Raw genomic sequence first — 21,997 nt, 5'->3', positions numbered from 1 at the left:
ACGGGGAGGACCAAAGGTTTTTAAAGTTTTAGTTTGCCGGCCAACTGGGCCGCCATATTCTCGAACTGTCCGATGGATAGGTTCTGGTAAGTAAAGTCGGTCGGGCTCTGCTCGGCGGTCTCTTTTTCGCAGCAGTGTCGGATCAGCTCCAGCAGGTGTTTCTTGAATCCGCCTGCCAGCTTCGCGACCGTGTCGTCCCGGTACTGATGACGGTTGTAATTGAAGGTTAAGCGAAAAACTCCATCCGAGACCTGCCCGTTGATATCGAAAGCGAACGGTCTCTCGCTGCCGCCTCCGATTTCATCGCCTGTCTGGTGAGAGGAAGGCCCGAATCTTGCTCCGCCGTCGCCCTCGCCGTCGAATTGTCCCAGGTAATTAAAACTGATCTGCGGTTCTTCGAAAGCGAAAGGGAGTTCCTCAAGATGGATGCCTTCTGTTAAATAGCGCAGAATGCCGTAGCCGATTCCTTTGTTCGGTACGCGTCGCAGCCCGTCCTTCACCAGCTTGATCTGATGCCCCAAGTCTCCCTGGCCGCTCATATCAAGCACAAACGGATACATGACGGTAAACCAGCCGACGGTACGGGATACATCCACATCTTTCATAATTTCTTCCCGGCCGTGCCCCTCGATGCTGACGGCAATCCGGGAAAATCCGCTCCATTCTTGGAAAGAAAGCCCTAACGCCGTAAGGAGCAGATCGTTAATTTCGGTGTTGTAGGCTTGCTGCGCGTGTTTAAGCAGCTTTTCCGTGCTGTCGCGGTCGAGCTCGATTTCAAAGTCTCTGTCGTCTTCGACTTTATCCGAAGCTGTCTTATTATCGTACGGCAGCGAATCCGGAATCTGCGATGAGACAGCGGACCAATAACTCAGTTCCGATTGAGCGCGGCTGCTGTTCGCATATTCCGCCAGCCGGGCAGCCCACTCGCGGTAGGAATCGGTTTTGGCCGGAAGTGAAACGGCAGGGCCGTCCAGCGCTTGTCCGTAGGCGGTTTCCAGGTCTTCCAGCAGAATTCTCCAGGAAACTCCATCGACAACCAGATGATGAATAACGATCAGAAGATGGTCGCTTTCGGCTGTGCGGAAAAGAGCGAGCTTTACAAGCGGGCCGCGATTCAGCGCGAATCCGCTTTGCAGCTTATCCGCAAGCGTCCCGATCTCTGGGCCGGGTTCTCGCGCAAGAGTAAGATCATAGGCCAGCAGATCGTATGCCTCTCCCTCTTTCCAGTCCCGCGTTTCAGCTGTAACGCCGCCTTCTTCCGTAGGCCGGAATACGGTGCGGAGCGCATCGTGGTGCAGGGTCAGCTTATCCCAAGTCTGGCGAAGCGCTTCTTCGTTCAGCCTGCCTTTGCTTTTCAGCATAACGGCCTGATTATAATGATGCCGGTCCGTATGGTGACGCTCGAAAAATCTCCGCTGAATAGGAGCAAGCTCCGTCTGCCCTTGGACGATCCCTTGGGGAATTGTCCGCTGCACAACCTGGATATAAGGAATCACCAGCTCGATCTGCGGATGGCGGAACAAATCCCGCAGCTCCATTTTGAGCCCTCTGCCGTTCAAACGTGCGGCAATCTGCAGAGCTTTGATCGAATCGCCGCCCAGTTCGAAGAAATTATCGCGCACTCCCACCTTCTTGATTCCCAGCACGTCCTGCCAGATTTCGGCCAATGTGTGTTCCATCTCCGTTTCCGGCTGGACGTAATCGGCCGTCAGCCTAACCGAGCCGTCCGGTTCCGGAAGGGCCCTGCGGTTGATTTTGCCGTTGCTTGTGAGCGGCATCGCATCCAGAAAAACGAACTGCGCGGGTATCATATAATCCGGCAGTCTTTCGGCGAGTCCGCCGCGGATCTCGGAAACCGTCAACTCCGCATCTTCCGTGCAAACCAGGTAGGCGCACAAATATTTCTGCCCGTTCGCGTCCGTCCGGTCCATTACAATCGTTTCTTTTACTTCGTCCCGGTTCAAAAGCCTCGCTTCGATCTCACCCAATTCAATCCGGTAGCCGCGGATTTTGACCTGATGGTCGATCCGCCCGATATATTCCACGCTGCCGTCCGGCAGCCAACGGGCCAGATCTCCCGTTTTGTACATCTTCGCATCGGGGCGGTGCGGGATCGGTACGAACTTCTCCGCTGTCAGCTCGGAACGATTCAGGTAACCTCTGGCCAAGCCCGTGCCGGCGATGCAAAGTTCCCCCGGTACGCCTACAGGCTGGATTTGATGCTTGGCGTCCACGATGAACAGCTCCGTGTTGTCAATCGGTTTGCCGATTGGCACCTGCTCCAGCTGCTGACCTGACGGGCAATCGAAATACGTCACATCGATGGTCGCTTCGGTAGGACCGTACAGATTGGCCAGTACGGCTCCGGCCGGGGTACCGATCAGCCGGTCAAACCGGTTGGCATGCTGGGCCTGAAGCGCCTCCCCGCTGGCGAAAACATAACGGAGCGAGCCCAAGTCTCCCGCCTGCCTGTTTTGCTCGATATGATCAAGAAAGACAGACAGCATGGAAGGAACGAAATGCAGGGTGGTCACGCGGCTTCGCTTGATTTCATCCACAATAAGCTGCGGCTCTTTCTCTCCGCCGGGAGCCAGGAATACGACTCGTGCGCCCTGTGTCCCCCACCAGAACAGCTCCCATACGGATACGTCGAAGCTGTAAGGCGTTTTTTGCAAAATGACATCGTCGCGGCCGATCGGGTATTTTTTCTGCATCCAGTGAATTCGGTTCACCAGCGCCCGGTGCTCGATCATAACGCCTTTCGGATTACCGGTCGTACCTGACGTGTAAATGACATAAGCCAGATTTCCGGGCCCTGCCGCTCCATCGGAAGACAGCGGGCTGAAATCTTCATGATAAGATTTCTCCTCATCCAGCAGGATGCACTCGTACCCGGCAGGCAGTTGCTCGGCCCACTTCGATACGGTAAGCACGATACGTGCTCCGCTGTCATCCAGCATGAAGCCGACTCGGTCACGGGGATGAGCCGGATCGACCGGCAAATACGCGCTGCCCGCTTTCAGGATGGCAAGGAGACCGATCATCATTTCGGCCGATCTCTCGGTCAAAATGGCGACAACTCCGTCTGGCCGCGCCCCTTTGGCCCTCAGAGTACGGGCGAGGCGGTTCGCACGCTCGTCCAATTCCCCGTAGGTGAGCCGGTTCCCGCCGAAAACGACGGCAATCCGGTCCGGATCCTCCGCAGCCTGCTCCTCGATCCACCCGTGGATCGTTTTATCTTCCGGGAACTGGGCCTTCGTATCGTTAAATTCCACGATAATCCGGCGTTTTTCCGTTTCGGTCAGCAGCTCGATATCGGCGAGATTCACATGCGGATTGCGGACGACGGTTTCAAGAATATTAAGGAAATGACGACTCAGCTTCTCGATCGTTTCCCGCTTAAACAGCTTGACCGCATATTCGAACGACAAGCCGAGCCTATCGGGGAACTCTTCGACGCTCAGCGTCAGATCGAATTTCGCGATCCCCATCTCGAACTCAACCGGCCGGAACGTAATCCCGTCGAACTGGAACTGGTTCATGCCGGTGTTCTGCAGGACGAACATCACATCGAACAGCGGGTTGCGGCTCACGTCACGGCGCAGTTGCAGACGCTCGACGACTTCCTCGAACGGAATATCCTGATTTTCGTAGGCATGCAGCGCTCTGTCTTTTACTTCCTTCAAAAATTGCGTAAACGGCTTATCGGCGGAAGGAAAGTTCCGCATCGGCAGCGTGTTGACGAACATTCCCAGCATCGTCTCCAGATCGGGGTGCGGGCGTCCCGCTACCGGAGATCCTACGACAATATCTTCCTGCCCGGTGTATCTGTGAAGCAGGGTATTGAAGGCAGCGAGAAGGACCATGTACAAGGTCGTCCCCGTCTGGGCGCACAAGCGGTGCAAGTCGGCGGTCAGTCCGCTGTCGATTTCATGGGTCAGGCTGTCGCCTTCAAAGCTTTTGATCGCCGGCCGGATATAATCCGCGGGCATGTCCAGAACAGGCACGTCTTCTCCGCCGCCGAAAAGCTCCTTCCAGTACGCGGCTTGTTTCTCGGCCGCCCCTTGGGCGATTTGCCCGTTCTGCCACGCGGCAAAATCTTTGTACTGGATGCGGAGCGGAGGAAGCGTCTCGCCGGCATAAAGACGGCTGAACTCCTCAACGAATACTTCGATCGAGATACCGTCGGTAATAATGTGGTGCATGTCGGCCAGAAGCAGATGCCGTCCTTCTTCCAGCTTGATCAGCTCCGCCCGTATAAGAGGCGCCTGCTCCAGATTGAACGGGCGGATAAATGGCCCGATTAGCGATTCCAGCACCGAATCCGGCTGCTTCGCTCCGACTTGCACACCGCCTGAGACGGCTTCGGCCTCTTCCGTGAGCCCGCTTACCAATGCCGTGGCGGCTTCAGCGCGGGCTTCGTGGTGCCCGTCCGAGTCCAGCTCGCGGTAGGAAACCCGGAAATCCAGCGCTTTGTGGATACGCTGCACAGGTGCTCCGTCGATGACGGCAAAAGACGTCCGCAGGGACTCATGGCGGCCGATCATCGTCCGGAACGCCTCGTCCAGCCGCTCTCTGTCAAGCGGACCTGTCATTTCCAGCGCGGCGCACATGTTATAAGCGCTCTCCGCGTCTCCCAGACGGTCGATAATGAGCAGTCTTTTCTGAGCCGGAGATACCGGATGGTATTCCTTCTCGCCGACTGGTTCTATGTCCGCAAAGGCGCTTTCCTCCGAGCCGGCGATTAGCGGGGCCAGCCCGCGCACGGTCGGATGGGCGAAAACTTCCCGCAGCGGCACTTCGACGCTGAACTGCTTGGCGATGCGGCCAATGAGCAGAACCGCCTTGAGCGAGTGCCCGCCAAGCTCGAAGAACGAATCGTCGATGCCGACGGTTTTGACGCCGAGCACTTCCTGCCACAGCTCCGCGAGCTGCGCTTCCGTTAAAGTGCGCGGTGCGGCGTAAGCCGACACCGGTGCCGGATCCCCGCTCGGCGCAGGCAAACCCTTGCGGTCAATCTTGCCGTTAGGCGTAAGCGGCAGGCTTTCCAGCCGCACGATATGGGCCGGAACCATGTAGCCCGGCAGCTCAGCGGAGAGCCGCTTCCGCAGCCCGGCCTCGTCGGCATGGCCCGCCACATAAGCGCACAAATACTTGTGCCCGCTTGAATCCGTGCGGTCGGTGACAACGGCCTGCGCGACTCCTTCAAGCTTTAGCAGCGCCGATTCTATCTCGCCGGGCTCGATGCGGTATCCGCGGATCTTGACCTGGTAGTCGATCCGGCCAATAAAATCGACGTTTCCGTCCGGCATCCAGCGGGCCAAATCTCCCGTCCGGTATAAACGTCCGCCTTCGGCAAACGGGCTGGGGACAAACTTCTCCGCCGTCAGTTCAGGACGGTTGAGGTAGCCGCGCGCCACGGAATCTCCGCCGATGCACAGCTCGCCCGCCACACCCACCGGGACCGGCCGCAGCGCGGAATCCACGATGTAGAAACGGTGATTTCCCAGCGGCTTGCCGATTGGAACGTTGCCGGATTCAGGCAGCTTGTCCGCAGCTTCCTCGTAAAAGCTCGAATCGATGGCCGCTTCCGTCACACCGTAGCTGTTCATGATCCGCATGCTTCCCGCAAAACGCGACAGCAGCGTCCGGTAATCGTGCACACTGCAGCTGTCGGAGCTCGTGATCAGCAGCTTCATCGCGCTGATGTCCGTCCCATGATCGTACACGTGCTCCATAAGCGGCAAAATGAGAGCCGGCGTAGATTCGAACACCGTGATCCGATGCTTTTCCAGATAGCTCGCCAGCGCGGAAGGATCGATCCGCACCTCCTGGGGACAAATAACCATCGTTCCCCCGTTCACGAACGTCCGTGCGAGATCGCCCGCAAATACGTCAAACGAAAAACTCGCGATCTGCAGGAGTTTTACGTCAAATCCCCCCAAACGATACCCGTACCGGTATCCGAATGAAGTGTTCACATAGTGCCGGTGTTCGATCATCACACCCTTGGCATTGCCCGTCGTTCCGGACGTGTAGATCACATAAGCAAGATCATCGGGTTTATTGACCGGCTCAAGGTTGCTTACCGCTTCTTTCGGGTTCAAACCGGAAAGCCAGGCCTTCTCCTCACCTGAATCCGGGGCCTCTTTCGCCCCCGCTTTCAAAGGCTTTACAAAACCTTGATTTTCCGCGGCTTCCAGAAAGCCCTGCATATCGAGAATATTTCCTAGATAGTCGGCTCCATGGAGCAGACCGGTCAGTTTTGCCTGGGTAAGCAGTACCCGGGCACCGCTGTCGCGGAGCATGTATGCAATGCGCTCTGCCGGATAAGTCGGATCGATCGGTATATAGGCACCGCCCGCTTTCTGAATGGCGAGAACTGCCGTCACCATATCGGCCGAGCGCTCAAGCAGAACGGCGGCCGGACTGTCCGGCCTCACGCCCTGTTTTCTCAAAATACGCGCCAGCACATTCGCCCGCTCATTCAGCTCCCCGTAGGTCAGCGAGGTCTCTTCGTACACGACCGCCGTTTTATCCGGAGTCTGCACCGCCTGTGCCTCGAAAAGCTCATGAAACGTCCCTTCCGGATAAGAGGCCGAAGTACCGCTCCATACTTCCGCAAGTTCTTTTCGCTCCGGCTCGGACAAAAGAGTGAATTCGGAGACGATTTTTTCCGGCTGGCTGGAGGCTTGGCCCAGAACCGTCTCCAAGTGCCCCTGAATTCTCATGATTTCCGCTTCGCCGTATGTGTGTCCGTTATAGGAAAGCGTGATGTTTAAAACTTCCCCGTCTTCTACCTCGATATTGAAATCGTAAGGAGTCTGCTCGGATAATCCCGCCTCCGTAATAGCGAATCCGAGCCGGTTTTCCAAATCCTCCTGACCGATCAGCTCCTGCAGCGGATAATTTTCAAATACGACGATATGCCCGATAAGATCCTGTTTCAAGGCCGATTGGGCCTGGATTTCCGCCAGTGAATAATAGTCGTACGCACGTGATTGAACCGTCTGCCGCTGAACTTCCTTCAACAAACCGGTAAACGTGTTGTCCGACTGCAGCGAGATCCGCACGGGAACCGTATTAATGAACAAGCCCACCATCCGCTCAATGCCTTCAATCTCCGGCGGTCTGCCTGACACGACAGTCCCGAAAACGACATCCTCGCTTCGGTTATAGCGACCGAGAATGAGTGCCCACGCGGCCAGGAACAAGCTGCTGATTGTCGCACCGCTGCGTTCCGCAATGCCGCGGAGCTGGCGAGCCGTATCCGCCCCGACCGTAAACTTCCGTTCCGACGGCAGGTAGCCTTTACCCCCGGATATCCCGGTATTGCCAGGCAAGCCCGACGGTTCTTCCACGCCTTCCAGCAGAGCCCGCCAGTAATCCGACGCAGCCGTCTGATCCTGCTTTTGCAGCCACTGCACATAAAGGCTGTAAGGCCGGACCTCAGAAAGGGACGCTTGCCGTCCGTTTTTCTCGGCTTCGTAGTAACTGAGAAGCTCTTCCAGCACAATGCCGATGCACCAGCCGTCCATGATAATATGGTGAAACGTGAAGAGCAGCGTATATTCCTGCCGGCTTGTCCGAAGGACAGTTAACCGCACCAGCAGTTCCTTGCTTATGTCAAAAGGACGATTTTTATCGGCTTGGATCAACGATTCAAGTTCGGCATTCCGTTCGCTGTCCGGTAACACGGCCAGATCCTCGAAAAAGACAGAAGCCTCCCGTTCTTTGAATACGATTTGCCGGGGCTTCGCGACATTTTTGTGATACATATTCGAACGGAGCGTTTCATGCCGCTTCACAAGAAGGCAAAAGCTCCTTTCCAGCGCCTGCACATCCAGATCTCCGCGTATGGACAGGCTCACCTGCTCCAGGTAGGCGTGCGAATCGGGATTCATCAGCGCATGAAACAGCATGCCTTCCTGTAAAGGCGTCAAATGGGACATTTTCTCAATTTCCAGCCCTTTACTCATCCGTAACTCCCCCTCTGCAACCCTTATACGCTCTCATAAAATTGTTTAATGTCCTCGAACTCATCGAGATCCAGATCGTTTGCCCCGACATCGGCCGGCGTTAACTCCCTCTCTGTTTTGGCCTCGCAGTGGCGCAGCACTTCATCCAAATTTTCTTCCAGACGATGAAGCAAATCCGAGGCTGTCTGTTCCGTGTACGCATGGCCGTCATAATCGAGCCGGAGGGTGAGGGCGCCCGATTCGATCGTGCTCTTGAGATACCAGCTGTACTCCCGTGCCGCCCACAAATCGTCTGTTATTCTTTCGCCCGCGTTAAACGAATCAAAATAAGGAGTTACGACACCCGAAGGCTCTAAGTGGACGAACCCGATCCGCGGCTTCTTCCGGACTGCGGTCTCTTCTACTTGCCGGCGCGAAGACGCAAGATCGTACAAAGCCCCGTACCCGATGCCTCCGTCCGGGACTTGACGCACCGTTTCTTTAACTTGTTTAAGATAGCCCGCCAAGTCACCGGAATTCGAGGTATCCAGCACAAGCGGATACTGCGTATCGAACCAGCCCACTGTCCGCGAGAAATCCAGCCTCTTGTCTGCGCACAGCTTTCTGCCGTCTGCCGTCAGTTCGACGCGGAAACGTTTGAGTCCGAACCAATCGCCGAATGTTTTGCCGAATGCGGATAAAATCGCTTCGCGGGCCTCCATCGAATAAATATCCTTCACCCCTGTGAGCAATCGGCTCGTCTTTTCCGCCGGGATAACCGTGCAGATCGAGTTTCGGAGCGGCGGAAGTCCCGCCTCGGTTTCTTTATCAAGCGGAACAGTCCATTCATCCGCATTGCCCGACAGAGTCCAGTACTCCCGCCCGGCCTGCGCCTGGTTGCTCTCCGCGTATTTTTCCAAATGGGCTGCCCACGTCCGGAAAGCATCTGTTTTCAGAGGAAGCGACACGCTTTCTCCCGCCACAAGCTGTCCGTAAACGGTCGCCAAATCTTCCAATATGACCGAAAAAGAAGTATCGTCGGTAATCAGACGGTGGATCGCGATCAGAAGATAGTCACCTTCGCCGGTCTTGAACAGCACGCTTTTCGCCAGCGGTCCTTCTTTCAGGGAGAGACCCGATTCAATCGCTTTACTTTGCAGCTCAACGGCCGCTCTGAGATCGGGCTTGTCCCCATCCAGACGAATGACGCTCAGTCCCGCAGCTTCTTCCTCCAGGGAACGGTGTTCCAGCTTCAAGTCCCCTTCCTTCAAAACGGCACGCAGACGAAGGGCGTCATGCTGTTTCAGCACCTTGTCCCAAGCCGAACGGACATGGTTTTCTTCCAGACCGGCTTCCGAAAACAACAGCGCCGAAAGCGATGAGGCGGATTCGTAACCGCCTTGTTCGAAATACCGGTTCTGCACAGGGGTCAGCACCATTTCTCCTTCGACCGGTCCTTGCGCGATTTCACGAACGGACGACTTCACGTACGCGCCGAGATCCCCGATGGACGGATGCTCAAACAACTGCTTGATGTCCAGCGCATACCCTTCCGCTCTCATACGGGCCACGACCTGGATACCTTTGATCGAATCTCCTCCTAGGAGAAAAAAATTGTCATGAATGCCGATGCCGTCCCGGCTCAGCACATCCTGCCATACGGCGGCCAGCGCCTCTTCCACTTCATTGCGGGGAGGGGCGTACTCCGTATCCGGACGGAACAGGTCATCCGGTTCGGGAAGCGACTTCCGGTCGGTTTTACCGTTTGGCGTAAGCGGAAGCTTATCTAGAAATACATAGTGCGAAGGGACCGAATAGTACGGCAGTTGTCTGGCCAGCTGCTCCCTGACCTCCGCCGCGCTTATCGCCGAATCCGACTTTGGCACGACATACGCGCACAAAACGGCCTCGTGTCCGCCGCTTTGATTGACCGTGACAGCCGCCTCCTGAACGGATGGCAGCCTTATCAAAGCATTTTCTATCTCCCCGAGCTCGATGCGGAAGCCTCTTACTTTCACCTGGTGATCGATCCGGCCCAGGAATTCCAGGTTCCCATCCGGCTTCCAGCGGGCAAGATCGCCCGTTTTATACATTTTTGTTCCGGCGACAAACGGATTGGGCACGAATTTCTCCGCCGTGAGATCTTCACGCTTCCAATACCCCCGTGCCAGTCCTTCTCCGGCTATGCACAATTCGCCCGGCACTCCGACAGGCTGCAGGTTGGAACGCGCATCGACGATATACACCTGCGTATTGGCGATCGGTCGGCCGATATCGATCCGGCTTGCCTGAGTCAGCTCCCTGACTGCGGACCATACCGTCGTTTCGGTCGGTCCGTACATGTTGTAGATTCTCAGTCCGTCAAGCGTCTGCAACTGCTCCAACAGCGCATGCGGGAGGGCTTCGCCGCCGACCATAATTTCCTTCACTCCGCTAAGTGCCCGCTTGCCTTCTTCGTTGGCGAGCAGCATTTGCAGACGGGAAGGCGTCATTTGCAGCATATCAATCTCACGCGAACGGATGAGTTCACCGAGAGCTTCGGCTTCAAGCTGATGATGCCGGTCTCCGATGACGACTGTCATTCCGGTCAGAAGGGGCACTAGAGATTCCAGAACGAATATATCGAACGAGATGGTCGTTAACGACAAAATCGTTTTATCCGCGCGGAAAGCAATCTCTTCTTTCATCCCGGTTACGAAGTTCATGACGGAACGATGCGGCAGCATGACGCCCTTCGGATTCCCTGTCGATCCCGACGTATAGATGACATAAGCCAGATGCTCTGGCTTTGTGCCCCCGGCGTCCAGATTGGAACCGTCGTTCCGGTAGATTTCTTCCTCATCGAGGAACAGCACGCTTCCATCGTAGTCCAAGTCCTCGATCAAGCTGCGGCTGGTCAGCAACACCCCGGCTTCGCTGTCCTGGAGCATATAGAGAACACGTGCCGAAGGGTAATCCGGATCGATAGGCACGTACGCGCCTCCGGCTTTCAGCACGGCGAGCTGGCCGATGATCATTTCGGCCGAGCGCGGCATCATCAGCCCGACAAGCCGGTCGGGTCCCACGCCCAGCTTTCGCAGCGTCCGGGCTGCGGAATTGACGCGTTCGTTCAATTCCCGGTATGTGAGGCTCCGGCCCTCGAAAACGAGCGCGGCAGCTTCCGGCGTTTTTGCAGCCTGCTCCTCAAACGCTTCATGGATCGTTATGCCAGAAGGAAACTCCGCCGCCGTGGCGTTAAACCCGCTGATCAGGTCCTCTTTCTCCGAAGCCGTGAGCATCCCGATATCCCCAAGCAGAATATCCGCCGATCCGGCTACCGTCTCCAAGATGGCCGAATAGTGCCGCGCCAGACGCTCCACTGTTTCACGCGCGAACAGATCTGTAGCATACTCCCAAGTAAACAGCAGCCCGTCTTTCTGCTCCGTAACATGCAAGGAAAAATCAACTTTGGAGATGCCTGTATTAAACTCCCCTGGCTTGAAGGAAAGCTTGCCTGCCTTCACGACATCCGTACCTACATTCTGCAGGCTGAAAATCGTATCAAAGAGCGGGTTGCGGCTTAAATCCCGCACGAGCTGCAGCTTCTCGACAATTTCCTCAAAAGGATATTCTTGATTTTCGAACGCTTCGAGAGACTGGCGTTTCACCTCTTGCAAAAATTGTCCGAAAGCCATTGAGGACTCGGGCTTGCTGCGGATCGCCAGCGTATTTACGAACATCCCCGCCATGTTTTCCGTATCGGCGTGTCTTCTCCCTGCGGCGGGCGTACCGACAAGGATGTCGTCCTGACCGGAATATTTGGCCAGCAGCACATTATAGGCAGCCAGCAGCACCATGTATAGCGTCGTTTCATTGTCTTTCGCCAGACTGTACAGCGCCTTTGTCAAATTCCCGTCCGGAAGCTGGACAAAGCTGTCCCCTTTAAAGCTTTGAGCGGCCGGGCGCGGATAATCCGTCGGCATCTGAAGAACGGGAAGTTCGCCTTCCAGCGCCTGGAGCCAATAAGCTTCCTGTCCGCTGAATTTACCTTCGGCCAACTGCTCGTTCTGCCAGATCGCATAATCTTTGTAATGCACATTTCGCGGAGGCAGAAGCCGACCCTGATAAAGCTGGATAAAATCATCCATAAGCACGGCCATGGAGTAACCGTCCGCCACAGCATGGTGAACATCGATCAGCAGAACACTGCCGCCCGTTTCAAGCTCGAACAGACCGGCCCGGAATAAAGGCGCTTGCGCGAGATCGAACGGCCGGACGAACTGCATCTGCAGCGTCTCTATCTCTTCCGCCCGCACTTCCGAAACGGGAACATCGAAATCGGCCTCTTCCGCGATTTTTTGTACCACTTCCCCGTTTTCCAACTCGAAATAGGTCCGAAACGATTCATGACGCGCCACCGCCTGCCGAAGTGCCCGGATAAGGCGCTCCCGGTCGATTTCTCCTTCTATAAAAAGGCGTCCCGGCACGTTGTAAGCTGTCCCTCCGCCACCCAACTGATCGAGGACGTACATTCTTTTTTGGGCCGACGAGACCGGATAAGACCGCTCCCGCTGAACCGGATGAATCGGCTCGTACGTTTGTGCGGAACCGCCCGTGATGTACAGTTCCAAGTCCCCGACCGTCTGCAGGGCAAAAAGCTCGCTTAACGGAATGTGGATGCCGAATTCTTTGTTTACCCGGGAAAGAATGACGGTCGCTTTTAACGAATCACCGCCCAGCTGGAAAAAATTATCCGTGGAATTTACATGAGCGGCGCCAAGCACATCCTTCCAAATAGCGGTGAGCTTGTCCGTTACGGTTCCTTGCAAGTTTTGTTTGCCGGGAACCGGCAAATTGCCGCCGGCGGGAACAGGTAAAGCCGCAAAATCCGTCTCTCCGTCAGGCAGCAGGGGAAGCTCCGCCATCGGGATCACATACCGGGGGACCGCATAATCCGGCAAGGTTTCATGAAGCAGAGAAAAACTTTCTATTTCTTTCCATATCTTTGAAGGGTTGGCAACGATGTATGCCGTCATATAGTCAACTGCTTCATTTTCAGGGTGAAGATGAGCGGTTACGGCACATGCCTCAAGGTGAAGCGTGTGCAGCAGGTGCTCTTCGATCTGATCCAAAAACACGCGGTTTCCGCGTACAAGGACAGAGCGCGAAGTTTTTCCGAGCCGTTTAATGGCTCCGCTGGCGTAGCTGTAGGCCCATTTCCCCGTACTCGTGAAACGGTTCGACGGAGATTTGACCTTTCCGCCCGAAACCGCGTAGACTTCGCCGATCGTTCCGGGCGGAGCCGGATACTTGTAGGCGTCCAAAATACATTCGTAGCTCCCGTTCTCATCCGCATGCAGGGCCCATCTCGCCCACACCCGCTCACTTTCCTCCGCACTGAGGAGAGACAGTTCGGGCAGGCGTTTATCGCCCCCTTCGGCGATAGATTCGAGCAAACGAATGAAATATCGGGACCAGGTTTCAACCGTTTCGGGCTGGAAAAGGTCCGCATTATAATCGAAATCGAGCCTCAGCTCTTTCGAAATTTCCGTCACGTTCAGGAAAAGCTCATACTTGCAATACGCCGGATCATGAACAAGCAGTTCCGTGTCAAGCTCGTGAAAAGCGAGCTTCGGCAGCGGACGGTCCATGTTGAATACGGCCGTAAGGACAGGCAGATTGCGCAGCCCGCGCTCCGCCAGCGCCGCAAACCTGTATGCCTGATAAGCGTCCAGCTCGTTCATTCTTTGCTTGATAGAACCCGCATAAGCGGCAAAGCTCTGCTCGGAAGAGGCACGGCTGATAACAGGAAGCAGATTGACGCAGTTTCCCATCAGAAAAGGAGCTTCCATCTGCGCCTGTCCGGCCGTGGGTACTCCGACCGTAATATCGCTCTGACCCGTTAACCGGTGCAGAAAAAGATGAAATCCCGAAAGCAGCGTCACAAAAAGACTGCTTCCGAGCTTTATGCTGGTTTTTTTCAGTTCTTGTACAAGAGAGGCCTGGAGTACAGTTGTATGCCTTCCGCCACGGGAGGTCGGAAGAACCGTTCCACGGACGGGGGAAGGCAGCTCGACCACAGGAACCTGCTTCTCGAAAAGTCCGTTCCAATAAGCGGCCGCTTGAGCGCTCTGCGGTTTCTTCAACTGCTCGGACTGCCAGGCGGCATATTTTCTGAAAGGTGCCGGTTCCGGCAGGCGATGAGCTTCCCGACGGACAAGAGCGGAATAAATCCGCTCCAGTTCCTGGACGAACAGAGCCATGGACCATCCGTCGGCAATCAGGTGATGAAAAGTGAACACGGCCGTATGCTCGTCAGCCGATGTACGGAGAAGATGAATACGGAACAGCGGTGTCTCCTGCTCCAAATCGAACGGCGTTTGACTCTCGCGATGGAGCCAATTCCGTATCCGGCGTTCCTGTTCCAAAGGATTCAAACCCGTTAAATCCACAACCGGAACCGGCACATTCAAGGCATCCGTTACGTTCTGGGTTTCACCGTCTTGGCTGATGACGAGACGAAGAGCTTCATGTCTGGCGGTAACAGCCCGGACAGCCTGCTCGAACACCTCATTCCTCAGCGGTCCGCGAAACCGCAGAAGTGCGGTTTCGTGAAGCGACGGGGAATCCTTGCGGTTGGAAACGGAGGCGAACCAGAGCTGCTTCTGGTCCGGAGTCAGCGGAAACGCTTCTCCTTGGCCGCCTTCCGGCTGCTTGTCGGCGGGAAGCCGGCTGCCGGAAGGATCGTCATCGTCCGGGGACGGGCCCCGGTCGGGAAGAAATCCGCCTTTCCGCAGTTCGCCGATGCTGTCTTTGACAGCTTGTACAATGCGTGAGATATCTTCTTCCGAGTGGGCGGTGGACAAGAAGCAGTTGCGCCCCTCCCAGATGTAAATGCCTTTATCGAGCATGTGATAATAGAACAGCTCAAGGTCGCCTTTAAGTACAAAGCGGAAAAGCGAACCGAAGTGCACCACCTTGATCGGCACGCCTTCCCGGCCGAAATACGTGTTCAGCTCATCGGCGAACCGCGCCGTGCGCGCATTCAGCTCCGCCTGGACTTCGCCTCCCGAAGCTTCCAGATGGTTCAGTACGGCGAGGGATGCAGCCATAGCCAGCGGATGATGGCAGAACGTACCTGCTACGAACGTTCTCCGGTGTTCGTTCTGCGGGAAAGAATCGTCGCCGAATTCCCAGGTCCCTCCGTCAATGCCGTCCATATATGCCGAGGAACCGGCAACGATACCGATCGGCATGCCGCCCCCGATGACCTTGCCGTACGTGACCAGGTCCGCTTTAATGCCGAACCATGCCTGGGCGCCGCCCGGATGCAGGCGGAAACCGGTAATCACTTCATCGAAGATGAAGGCGGTGCGGGACTGGGCCGTGATACGACGGATTTCTTCCAAGAATGCTTTCGGCTGGAAATCGGGTCGGCGGCTTTGCACGGGCTCGACCACCACGGCAGCCAGTTCATGGGCGTGCGTACGGATATATTCCAGCGAGTCTTCGCTTCCGTAATTGAGCACGACCACGTCGTCGACCATATTTTGCAGAATGCCCGGAGCCAGCGGGGTCGAATGCTCCTTGTTCGCTCCCGCGCTTCCCAACGCGAGCACGCCGTCGAACGTACCGTGATAAGAACCGGCGAAAATAACGACCTTGGCACGGCCGGTTGCGGCACGGGCAAGCCTCAGGGCAACCATAACGGCTTCCGTTCCGGAATTGTACAGCGCGATGCGCTCAACTCCGGTCATTCTGCAGATGGATTCGGCGACCTGACCCGCTAGATTGGACATCGGGCCCACGCACATGCCGTTCGCAAGCTCCCGCTCAATCTTTTCGCGCACGAACGCGGGGTTGTGTCCGAACAGATTCACACCGAATCCCATCGTCAAATCGACATACTCGTTGCCGTCGAGATCCCACAGTTTGGAGCCCTCGGCACGTTCCGAAATGATCTGGTAAACCATTTCTTTCAAAAGAGGCCGGAAGCCGGCGACATTGCGGTTGTTCGCATACACATCGCGGTACTGCTGGGTGTACGCTTTCGTACGGCCCGTCCGTGCCGTATACCGTTCTATCAGCTCGCGGACATGCTTTTCTTGTCTCTGCGACAGCGATTCGCGGGCTTTCAGGTCCAGCGCTTTATAAGGAACGTAAGGCTTCGGCTCCTCGCCGTTTGCCTGTTGCGAGGCCGGTCTCGTTTCGACGGCTGCGGCGACTTCTCTCGCCGTTCCCGCATGCAGCCGGGCGTCAGGCTGCGCCGGAGACGCCGCAATCACCCTCACGGCAGGCGCCGGTGCGGGCACGGCGGCCGGTTGCACGGACAGCGGCGCTTGCGCTGCCGGACGGCTTCCGAGCGCTTGCAGCTGCTGTGACATCAGCTGAAGCTGCTGCTCGACGATGCGCTCGACTGCGGAGGAAGCTGAGCTTCCGGCGATACCTGCGACCGGAACGGACGCGGCCTCTGCCTGTCCTTGTCCGCCTGCCGCTCCGGCAGGATCGCTGTAGCTGTACGGCTCCGCAGGGACAGTCCGCTCGTAAACGGCAGACGCCGTATCCGCGGGAGGCGCTTGCAGGGCCGCATCTGAACGGATAACGGACGCGGTTTCGGCCTGCGGCACCCGTTCGACGATATAGGCCGTCAGCAGGTCCAGGTTTGTGAGCGATTCGAAGAAATCGCTCATGGGAACATCCAGTCCGAACGCGTCTTTAATGCTGTGACGGACCTGGGATAAATTGATGGAGTCCAATCCCAGCTCCAAGAAATGTGTCTGAGGCTGAAGCTCTTCCGTACTGAGCTGCGATACGTTGCCGATCATCGTAATCAGCGTCTGACGGACGGAATCGGCGTGACGGGCGGAGGCTGTTTCCGCCTGTAGCTGTTCGTTCACCACACTCACCTGCTCCTTTGCGGATATATATTGCTCCCGTTCCGGTTGACCCGTTGGCGCCAAATGCCGCGATTGCGCCGCAGTTGCCGCCTGTCCGATCTTGACGGGAACGTCGATCCAGCATCTTTTCCGCTGGAACGGATACGTCGGGAGGGATACTTTTCTGAATGAACCTTTCGCATACAGGGCCTTCCAATCTACGGATGCTCCTTGTACATACTGGCGGGCCAGTTCTTGCACAGCTTCCGCACCAAGATCGGCGAGATTTCCCGGATGCGTGTATTCTTGCGCTTGAGCGCTGTCTATTTTGCCGATATAAACGCCGTCCGAACCCTTGCCTTCCCTGTGAAGACGCTGCAGTTTCTGTTTCAATTCGTCTGCGCCGGTTGCCGTAACCGCCAACCGGTAAGTCAGATGGCTGCGGCCCGTGCCGGCCGTATAACATACATCCTGCATATCGAGTTCATCCGAATGGGCAAACAGCTTGTCGTAATCCCGGATAAGCTCCTGCAAACCTTCCTCGGTTTTAGCCGAAAGGGTGAGCAGCAGCGGGACGCTGCCTTCGGATCCGCCATTTGCCGCAGATGCTTCGGGCAGAGCTTCGCTGGCTCCGGTGTACTCTTCCAGTACGACATGGCAATTGGTTCCGCTGAAACCGAACGAGCTGATCCCGCATCTTCTTGGAGCGCCCTCCGTTTGCCACTCTTTTAACCGGGTATTCACATAAACCGGCGATTCCTCGAAACTGATTTTCCGGTTCGGAACCCGGTAATGAACGGAAGGGGCGATCTGCTTGTGCTGCAGGGAAAGCACCGTCTTGATCAACCCTGCGATGCCGGCCGCTTCATACAAGTGACCGATATTGGATTTAACCGTGCTGATGGCACAGAACTGCTTGCGTTTTGTCCTTCTGCGGAAAGCCTTCCCGATTCCGTCGATTTCGACCGGATCGCCGAGTTTGGTTCCGGTTCCGTGAGCTTCGATATAAGTTACCGTCTCCGGATCGATCCGTGCATTGCGCCAGGCTTGGGAAATGACATCCGCCTGAGAGGATGCGTTCGGGGCCGATATGCCCACGGTGCTTCCGTCCTGGTTAATCGCGCTCCCCTTGATCACCGCAAGGATGTTGTCCTTGTCTTTGATCGCTTTGCCGAGAGGTTTCAGGAAAACGGCGCCCACGCCTTCGCCCCAGCCCGTGCCGTCCGAACTGTCGTCGAAAGCCCGGGCACGGTCGTCGGAGGATTCCATGCCGATGCCCGCCTTTAGCGGCAGCAGAATCGTTTTCACCCCGCCCGCAAGCGCCATATCGCAGTCTCCGCTCAGAATCGCTTTGCAGGCCAGATGAACGGCTACCAGCGAGGAAGAACATGCGGTATCAACGGTGACGGCAGGTCCTTTGAGATCAAGCAGGTACGATATCCGGCTGGAAATGATCGAGGACAAATTTCCGATCGCAAAATTCGGAAGAGAAGCAGGGGACACTTCGGACAGAAGCCGCTCGTATTCGAAGCTGGTTTTGGAAAATCCGACGTAAACGCCTACTCGTTTGCCGGAAAGATTGGAACCGCCGTAGCCCGCATCTTCGATCGTGCTCCAGACGGTTTGCAGAAAAAGCCGCTGGTTCGGATCCATCAGCGAAGCTTCGCGCGGCGTCAGCTTGAAGAACGAATAGTCGAACGTATCGATTTCGTCCAGATAACCGCCTTCCGCGAGCGACAAATCCCGGCCCTCCGTATTCAAATGAGAAATGAACGCTTCGGCGTCCTTTCTCCTCTTTTCGCCATACGGGGCGATACAGTCACGGCCTTCGGAGATGTTCGTCCAAAACTGCTTAAGGTTGTCCGCCTGCGGGAATTTTCCGGACATTCCGATAATCGCGATATCGCCGTCGGTTTCCTGACCGGAATCCGCCAGTCTATCGCTCTGCTCGAAATGTTCGGCCTCATCCCCCTGCGAAATAAAGGCGGCCAGCTTCGAAATCGTCGGATAGGAGAAAAAGTCCGTCACGGATACTTGAACGCCCAGTTGGGTTTCGAGTTCTTCGACGATTTGCACGAGCTGGAGGGAGCTGGCTCCGATATCGAAATAGCTCTCGTTCGTATCAATCTCGTCAACCTGCAAAATTTGCTTCACGATGGCAAGCAGCTTCTGCTCCGCTACGCTGCGAGGAATGACAGCCGCACGCGCAAGCTGCTTTTCCTGCTCCCAAATTTTCTGGAGTCCCGCAAGCGTTTCTTCAAACTTCCCGTCCGTATAGTCCTGGGCAAGCTTGTACCGCTGCACTTTGCCGCTGGTCGTTTTCGGAATCCGCCGGATGGGGAGAACCGCTTGAATGTCCCACCCTCCCCGGTAATTCAAGTGTCCCTTGAGACGTTTGGCCAGCGGGGCGAAATCTTCGATTTTTTTCGTGTGCATCACAAAAACGATAATCCGGTCCTGGCGGGTCGCCGGATCGTAAGCGCCGCAAACCGCTACTTTCCCGAGCTCCACGCCTTCCACTTCTTCCGCAACCCGCTCGATGTCGTGAGGATACACATTTTGCCCGTTCGCAAAAATGATATCTTTCGCCCGGCCCGTAATAATGAGCCGGCCTTCGCGCATAAAGCCCAGGTCGCCCGTGATGAGCCATCCGTCCGGAGTAATGACCTTGGCGGTCGCTTCGGGATTGTTGTAATAGCCGGACGTCACGTTCATGCCGCGGATTTGAATATTCCCGATCACGTAATCGTCCAAAGGCAGGTTCGCGTCGTCACAGATACGGATATAGCTGCTTCGCAGCGGATGACCGACATCCACAAACGTCAGGCAGCGGTTATCCGAAGCGTCTATCTGAACCACCTTTTCGCCGATATTCAAATGCTCACGATCCAGGTGAAGACGCCGGAAATTTTCTTCCAAAGGCGGCAGAGACATGCCCACGCTTGCCTCGGCCATGCCGTATACGGTAAACATGGCGGTACTTCTCAGGCCGTGTTTGCTCATAGCCTCCATAAACACATCGCAAAGCTCGCTGGAAATCGGCTCCGCCCCGTTATAAATCAGACGCAGCCGGGACAAGTCCCAATCCGCCGCATTTTCCGGTTTGTACTGGGCCAGAAAAAATTTATACCCGAAATTGGGCGAGCAGGTCTGGGTAGCCTTATGCTCCGACGCTTTCTTCATCCACAAAGACGGGCGCCGGATAAACAGCGCGGTCGGCATAATAAGCTGCCTGGTGTTGGACATGACGCAAGTCAGATGAAAAGCGATCAATCCCATGTCATGCGTGAGCGGCATCCATCCGAGATAGGCATCCGTTTCGTCCATCTCCGTTTGAACGGCCATGTCCCTCGTGTTATAAATCAGATTTTCATGGGTCAGCATGACCCCTTTAGGATCCCCCGTCGAACCTGACGAAAACTGGATAAACGCCAGATCGGACGCCTTCGCCTCATGAATAACCCCCTTATCCCCAGTGGAATAATGTACTTTATCCGTAAAAAGGGACACTTCCCTGACCTTTTCGAACACCTCCTCTTTTCCGTTTTGGAGGGCATATTTCTCCAGGTTATCCAATGCTTTTCCTTCGGTGATCAAGTAAGGATTGTTCAGAGTATCCCATATTTTAAACAGTTTCATCTTGTGCTCGTCATTATTGCCGACCGTTACCGGTACCGGGATAATTCCCCCCAGCAGGCAGCCCCAGAACACATTCAGAAAAGACCTGTTATCGTCGATTTGCATAAGAAGCTCGTCGCCCGCTTTCATGCCCGAGCTTTGGAGATGGTAAAGGACGCCAAGCGCGTCTTCAAGCAGCTCTCCGTAAGTAATACTCTCTTCGTTCTGGTCACCGTTAATAAAGGTTATTCCGCTGGACTTCTTGTCTCCCCTGTCCCGGATAACGTCAATCAGTGTCTGAAATTGTTCCACCTTCATCCCTCCGCAGTTATCCCCTTGTCACAAGTTTTTTGTAAAAGAGCCCGTAAACAACCGGCGAATCGTCTCGTCTTGTTCCTTCTCGGATACCTTCTTCGTCCGAAGCACTTGCCGAACGCATTCCTGTACGTCCTGCCTCAGACCGTAGGCATCCCGGACGGAACCGTTCGTTTCCGTGTAAGAACTCAGCATTTCACGCACGCGTCTTACCGGCTCCAGCACTCCCTGCGCATACTCTTCCTCGTCCCAGTTCGCATTGGGCGCCGAAACCGCGGCAGAGAATCCTTCCTCGATTAACTGCCGGACCGGAAACAGGTCCGCCAGATTCCCCGCATCCGCTTCCCGGTCATAAGCGTAAGGCCGGATCTGTTCCGAGCTGTCCCGGGTCAAGTTTTTCAGAACCGTTCTCGGACCCAGTTCAATGGCCAGTTCAACGCCTTCTTCCGCTAAAAACCGAACCGTTTGCAGCCACTTCACCGGTTTGGTCATCTGATCGACAAGACCCCGGCGGATAGCCGCCGCATCCGGATAAGGAAGCGCCGTGGCATTGGAAATGACCGCCCAGCGGCCCTCCTTGAATGTGACCTTGTTCAGCGCTTCTTCCAGGCTCTCCGCCGCAGGCTGCATAAGCACGCTGTGGAACGGTCCGCTGACCGCGAGCCGGGTCACTTCGATGCCGAACCGCTCCAGTTCCTCCGCGGCGCTTGCCACTGCGCTTCGGTGTCCGGAGACGACCAGCTGGCTGCCGGAATTGTACCCGGCAATGGCCGCCGGCTGCCCGTCGGAAGAATGCCTGCGGCACAGCTCCTCCAGCATAGGCTGATCGGACGTGCGGACAGCGATCATGGAGCCGAGGCCGGCTTCCGCCGCCTCCTCCATGAACTTGCCCCGCTGGATGACCAGTCCCAGCGCCTCCGCAAATGTGAGGACGCCGCTGCTCACCAGCGCGGAGTATTCACCGAGGCTGTGCCCGGCCGAGTATCGGGGTTCGATCCCGATCTCGTGCAGGTATACCCGGCTTGCCAGAACGCTTACCGTAAGCAGCGCCGGCTGTGTAAAAGACGTTCTGGAGAGCCGGGCGGCGCTTCCTTCGAAACACAAAGATTTCATATCGTAGCCGGCCAGATCGCTTGCTTCTTCGAACAATGCTTTCGCCCCGTCGTAACGGGCATACCAGGCGGCCCCCATGCCGACATACTGGGAACCCTGCCCGGGAAATAACCAGGCGGTAGTAACCATACCCCGCTC

3 protein-coding genes are annotated in these 21,997 nt (G+C 56.2%); all 3 read right to left on the bottom strand.

The window, feature by feature from the left end; translation table 11 throughout:
- Positions 1-20 precede the first annotated feature (20 nt).
- The 3 genes from ABH899_RS10750 to fabD are packed head-to-tail and all read right to left on the bottom strand — an operon-like array spanning position 21 to position 21,988.
- Entirely contained in the window at positions 21-7,979 is a 7,959-nt protein-coding gene (locus tag ABH899_RS10750; protein ID WP_369996053.1) for an amino acid adenylation domain-containing protein, read from the bottom strand.
- 23 nt (positions 7,980-8,002) lie between these two features.
- A complete protein-coding gene (locus ABH899_RS10745; protein ID WP_483312619.1) occupies positions 8,003-20,743 on the bottom strand; it encodes an amino acid adenylation domain-containing protein in 12,741 nt (4,246 codons plus the stop codon).
- A 27-nt stretch (positions 20,744-20,770) separates the two neighbouring features.
- Positions 20,771-21,988: an ACP S-malonyltransferase gene (fabD, locus tag ABH899_RS10740; RefSeq protein ID WP_369996050.1), complete on the bottom strand. Its 1,218-nt coding sequence runs from the start codon at positions 21,986-21,988 to the stop codon at positions 20,771-20,773.
- Positions 21,989-21,997: the final 9 nt, after the last annotated feature.

The sequence above is a fragment of the Paenibacillus sp. RC84 genome (assembly GCF_041260495.1).
Lineage (GTDB): Bacteria > Bacillota > Bacilli > Paenibacillales > NBRC-103111 > Paenibacillus_F.
Note: the sequence above shows the minus strand (reverse complement) of the source record. Positions and strands in the feature narration are given on the sequence as shown.

Coding starts and splice junctions, on each gene's coding strand:
- ABH899_RS10750 (WP_369996053.1), bottom strand. CDS start 7,979: ATGAGTAAAGGGCTGGAAATTGAGAAAATGTCCCATTTGACGCCTTTA.
- fabD (WP_369996050.1), bottom strand. CDS start 21,988: ATGGTTACTACCGCCTGGTTATTTCCCGGGCAGGGTTCCCAGTATGTC.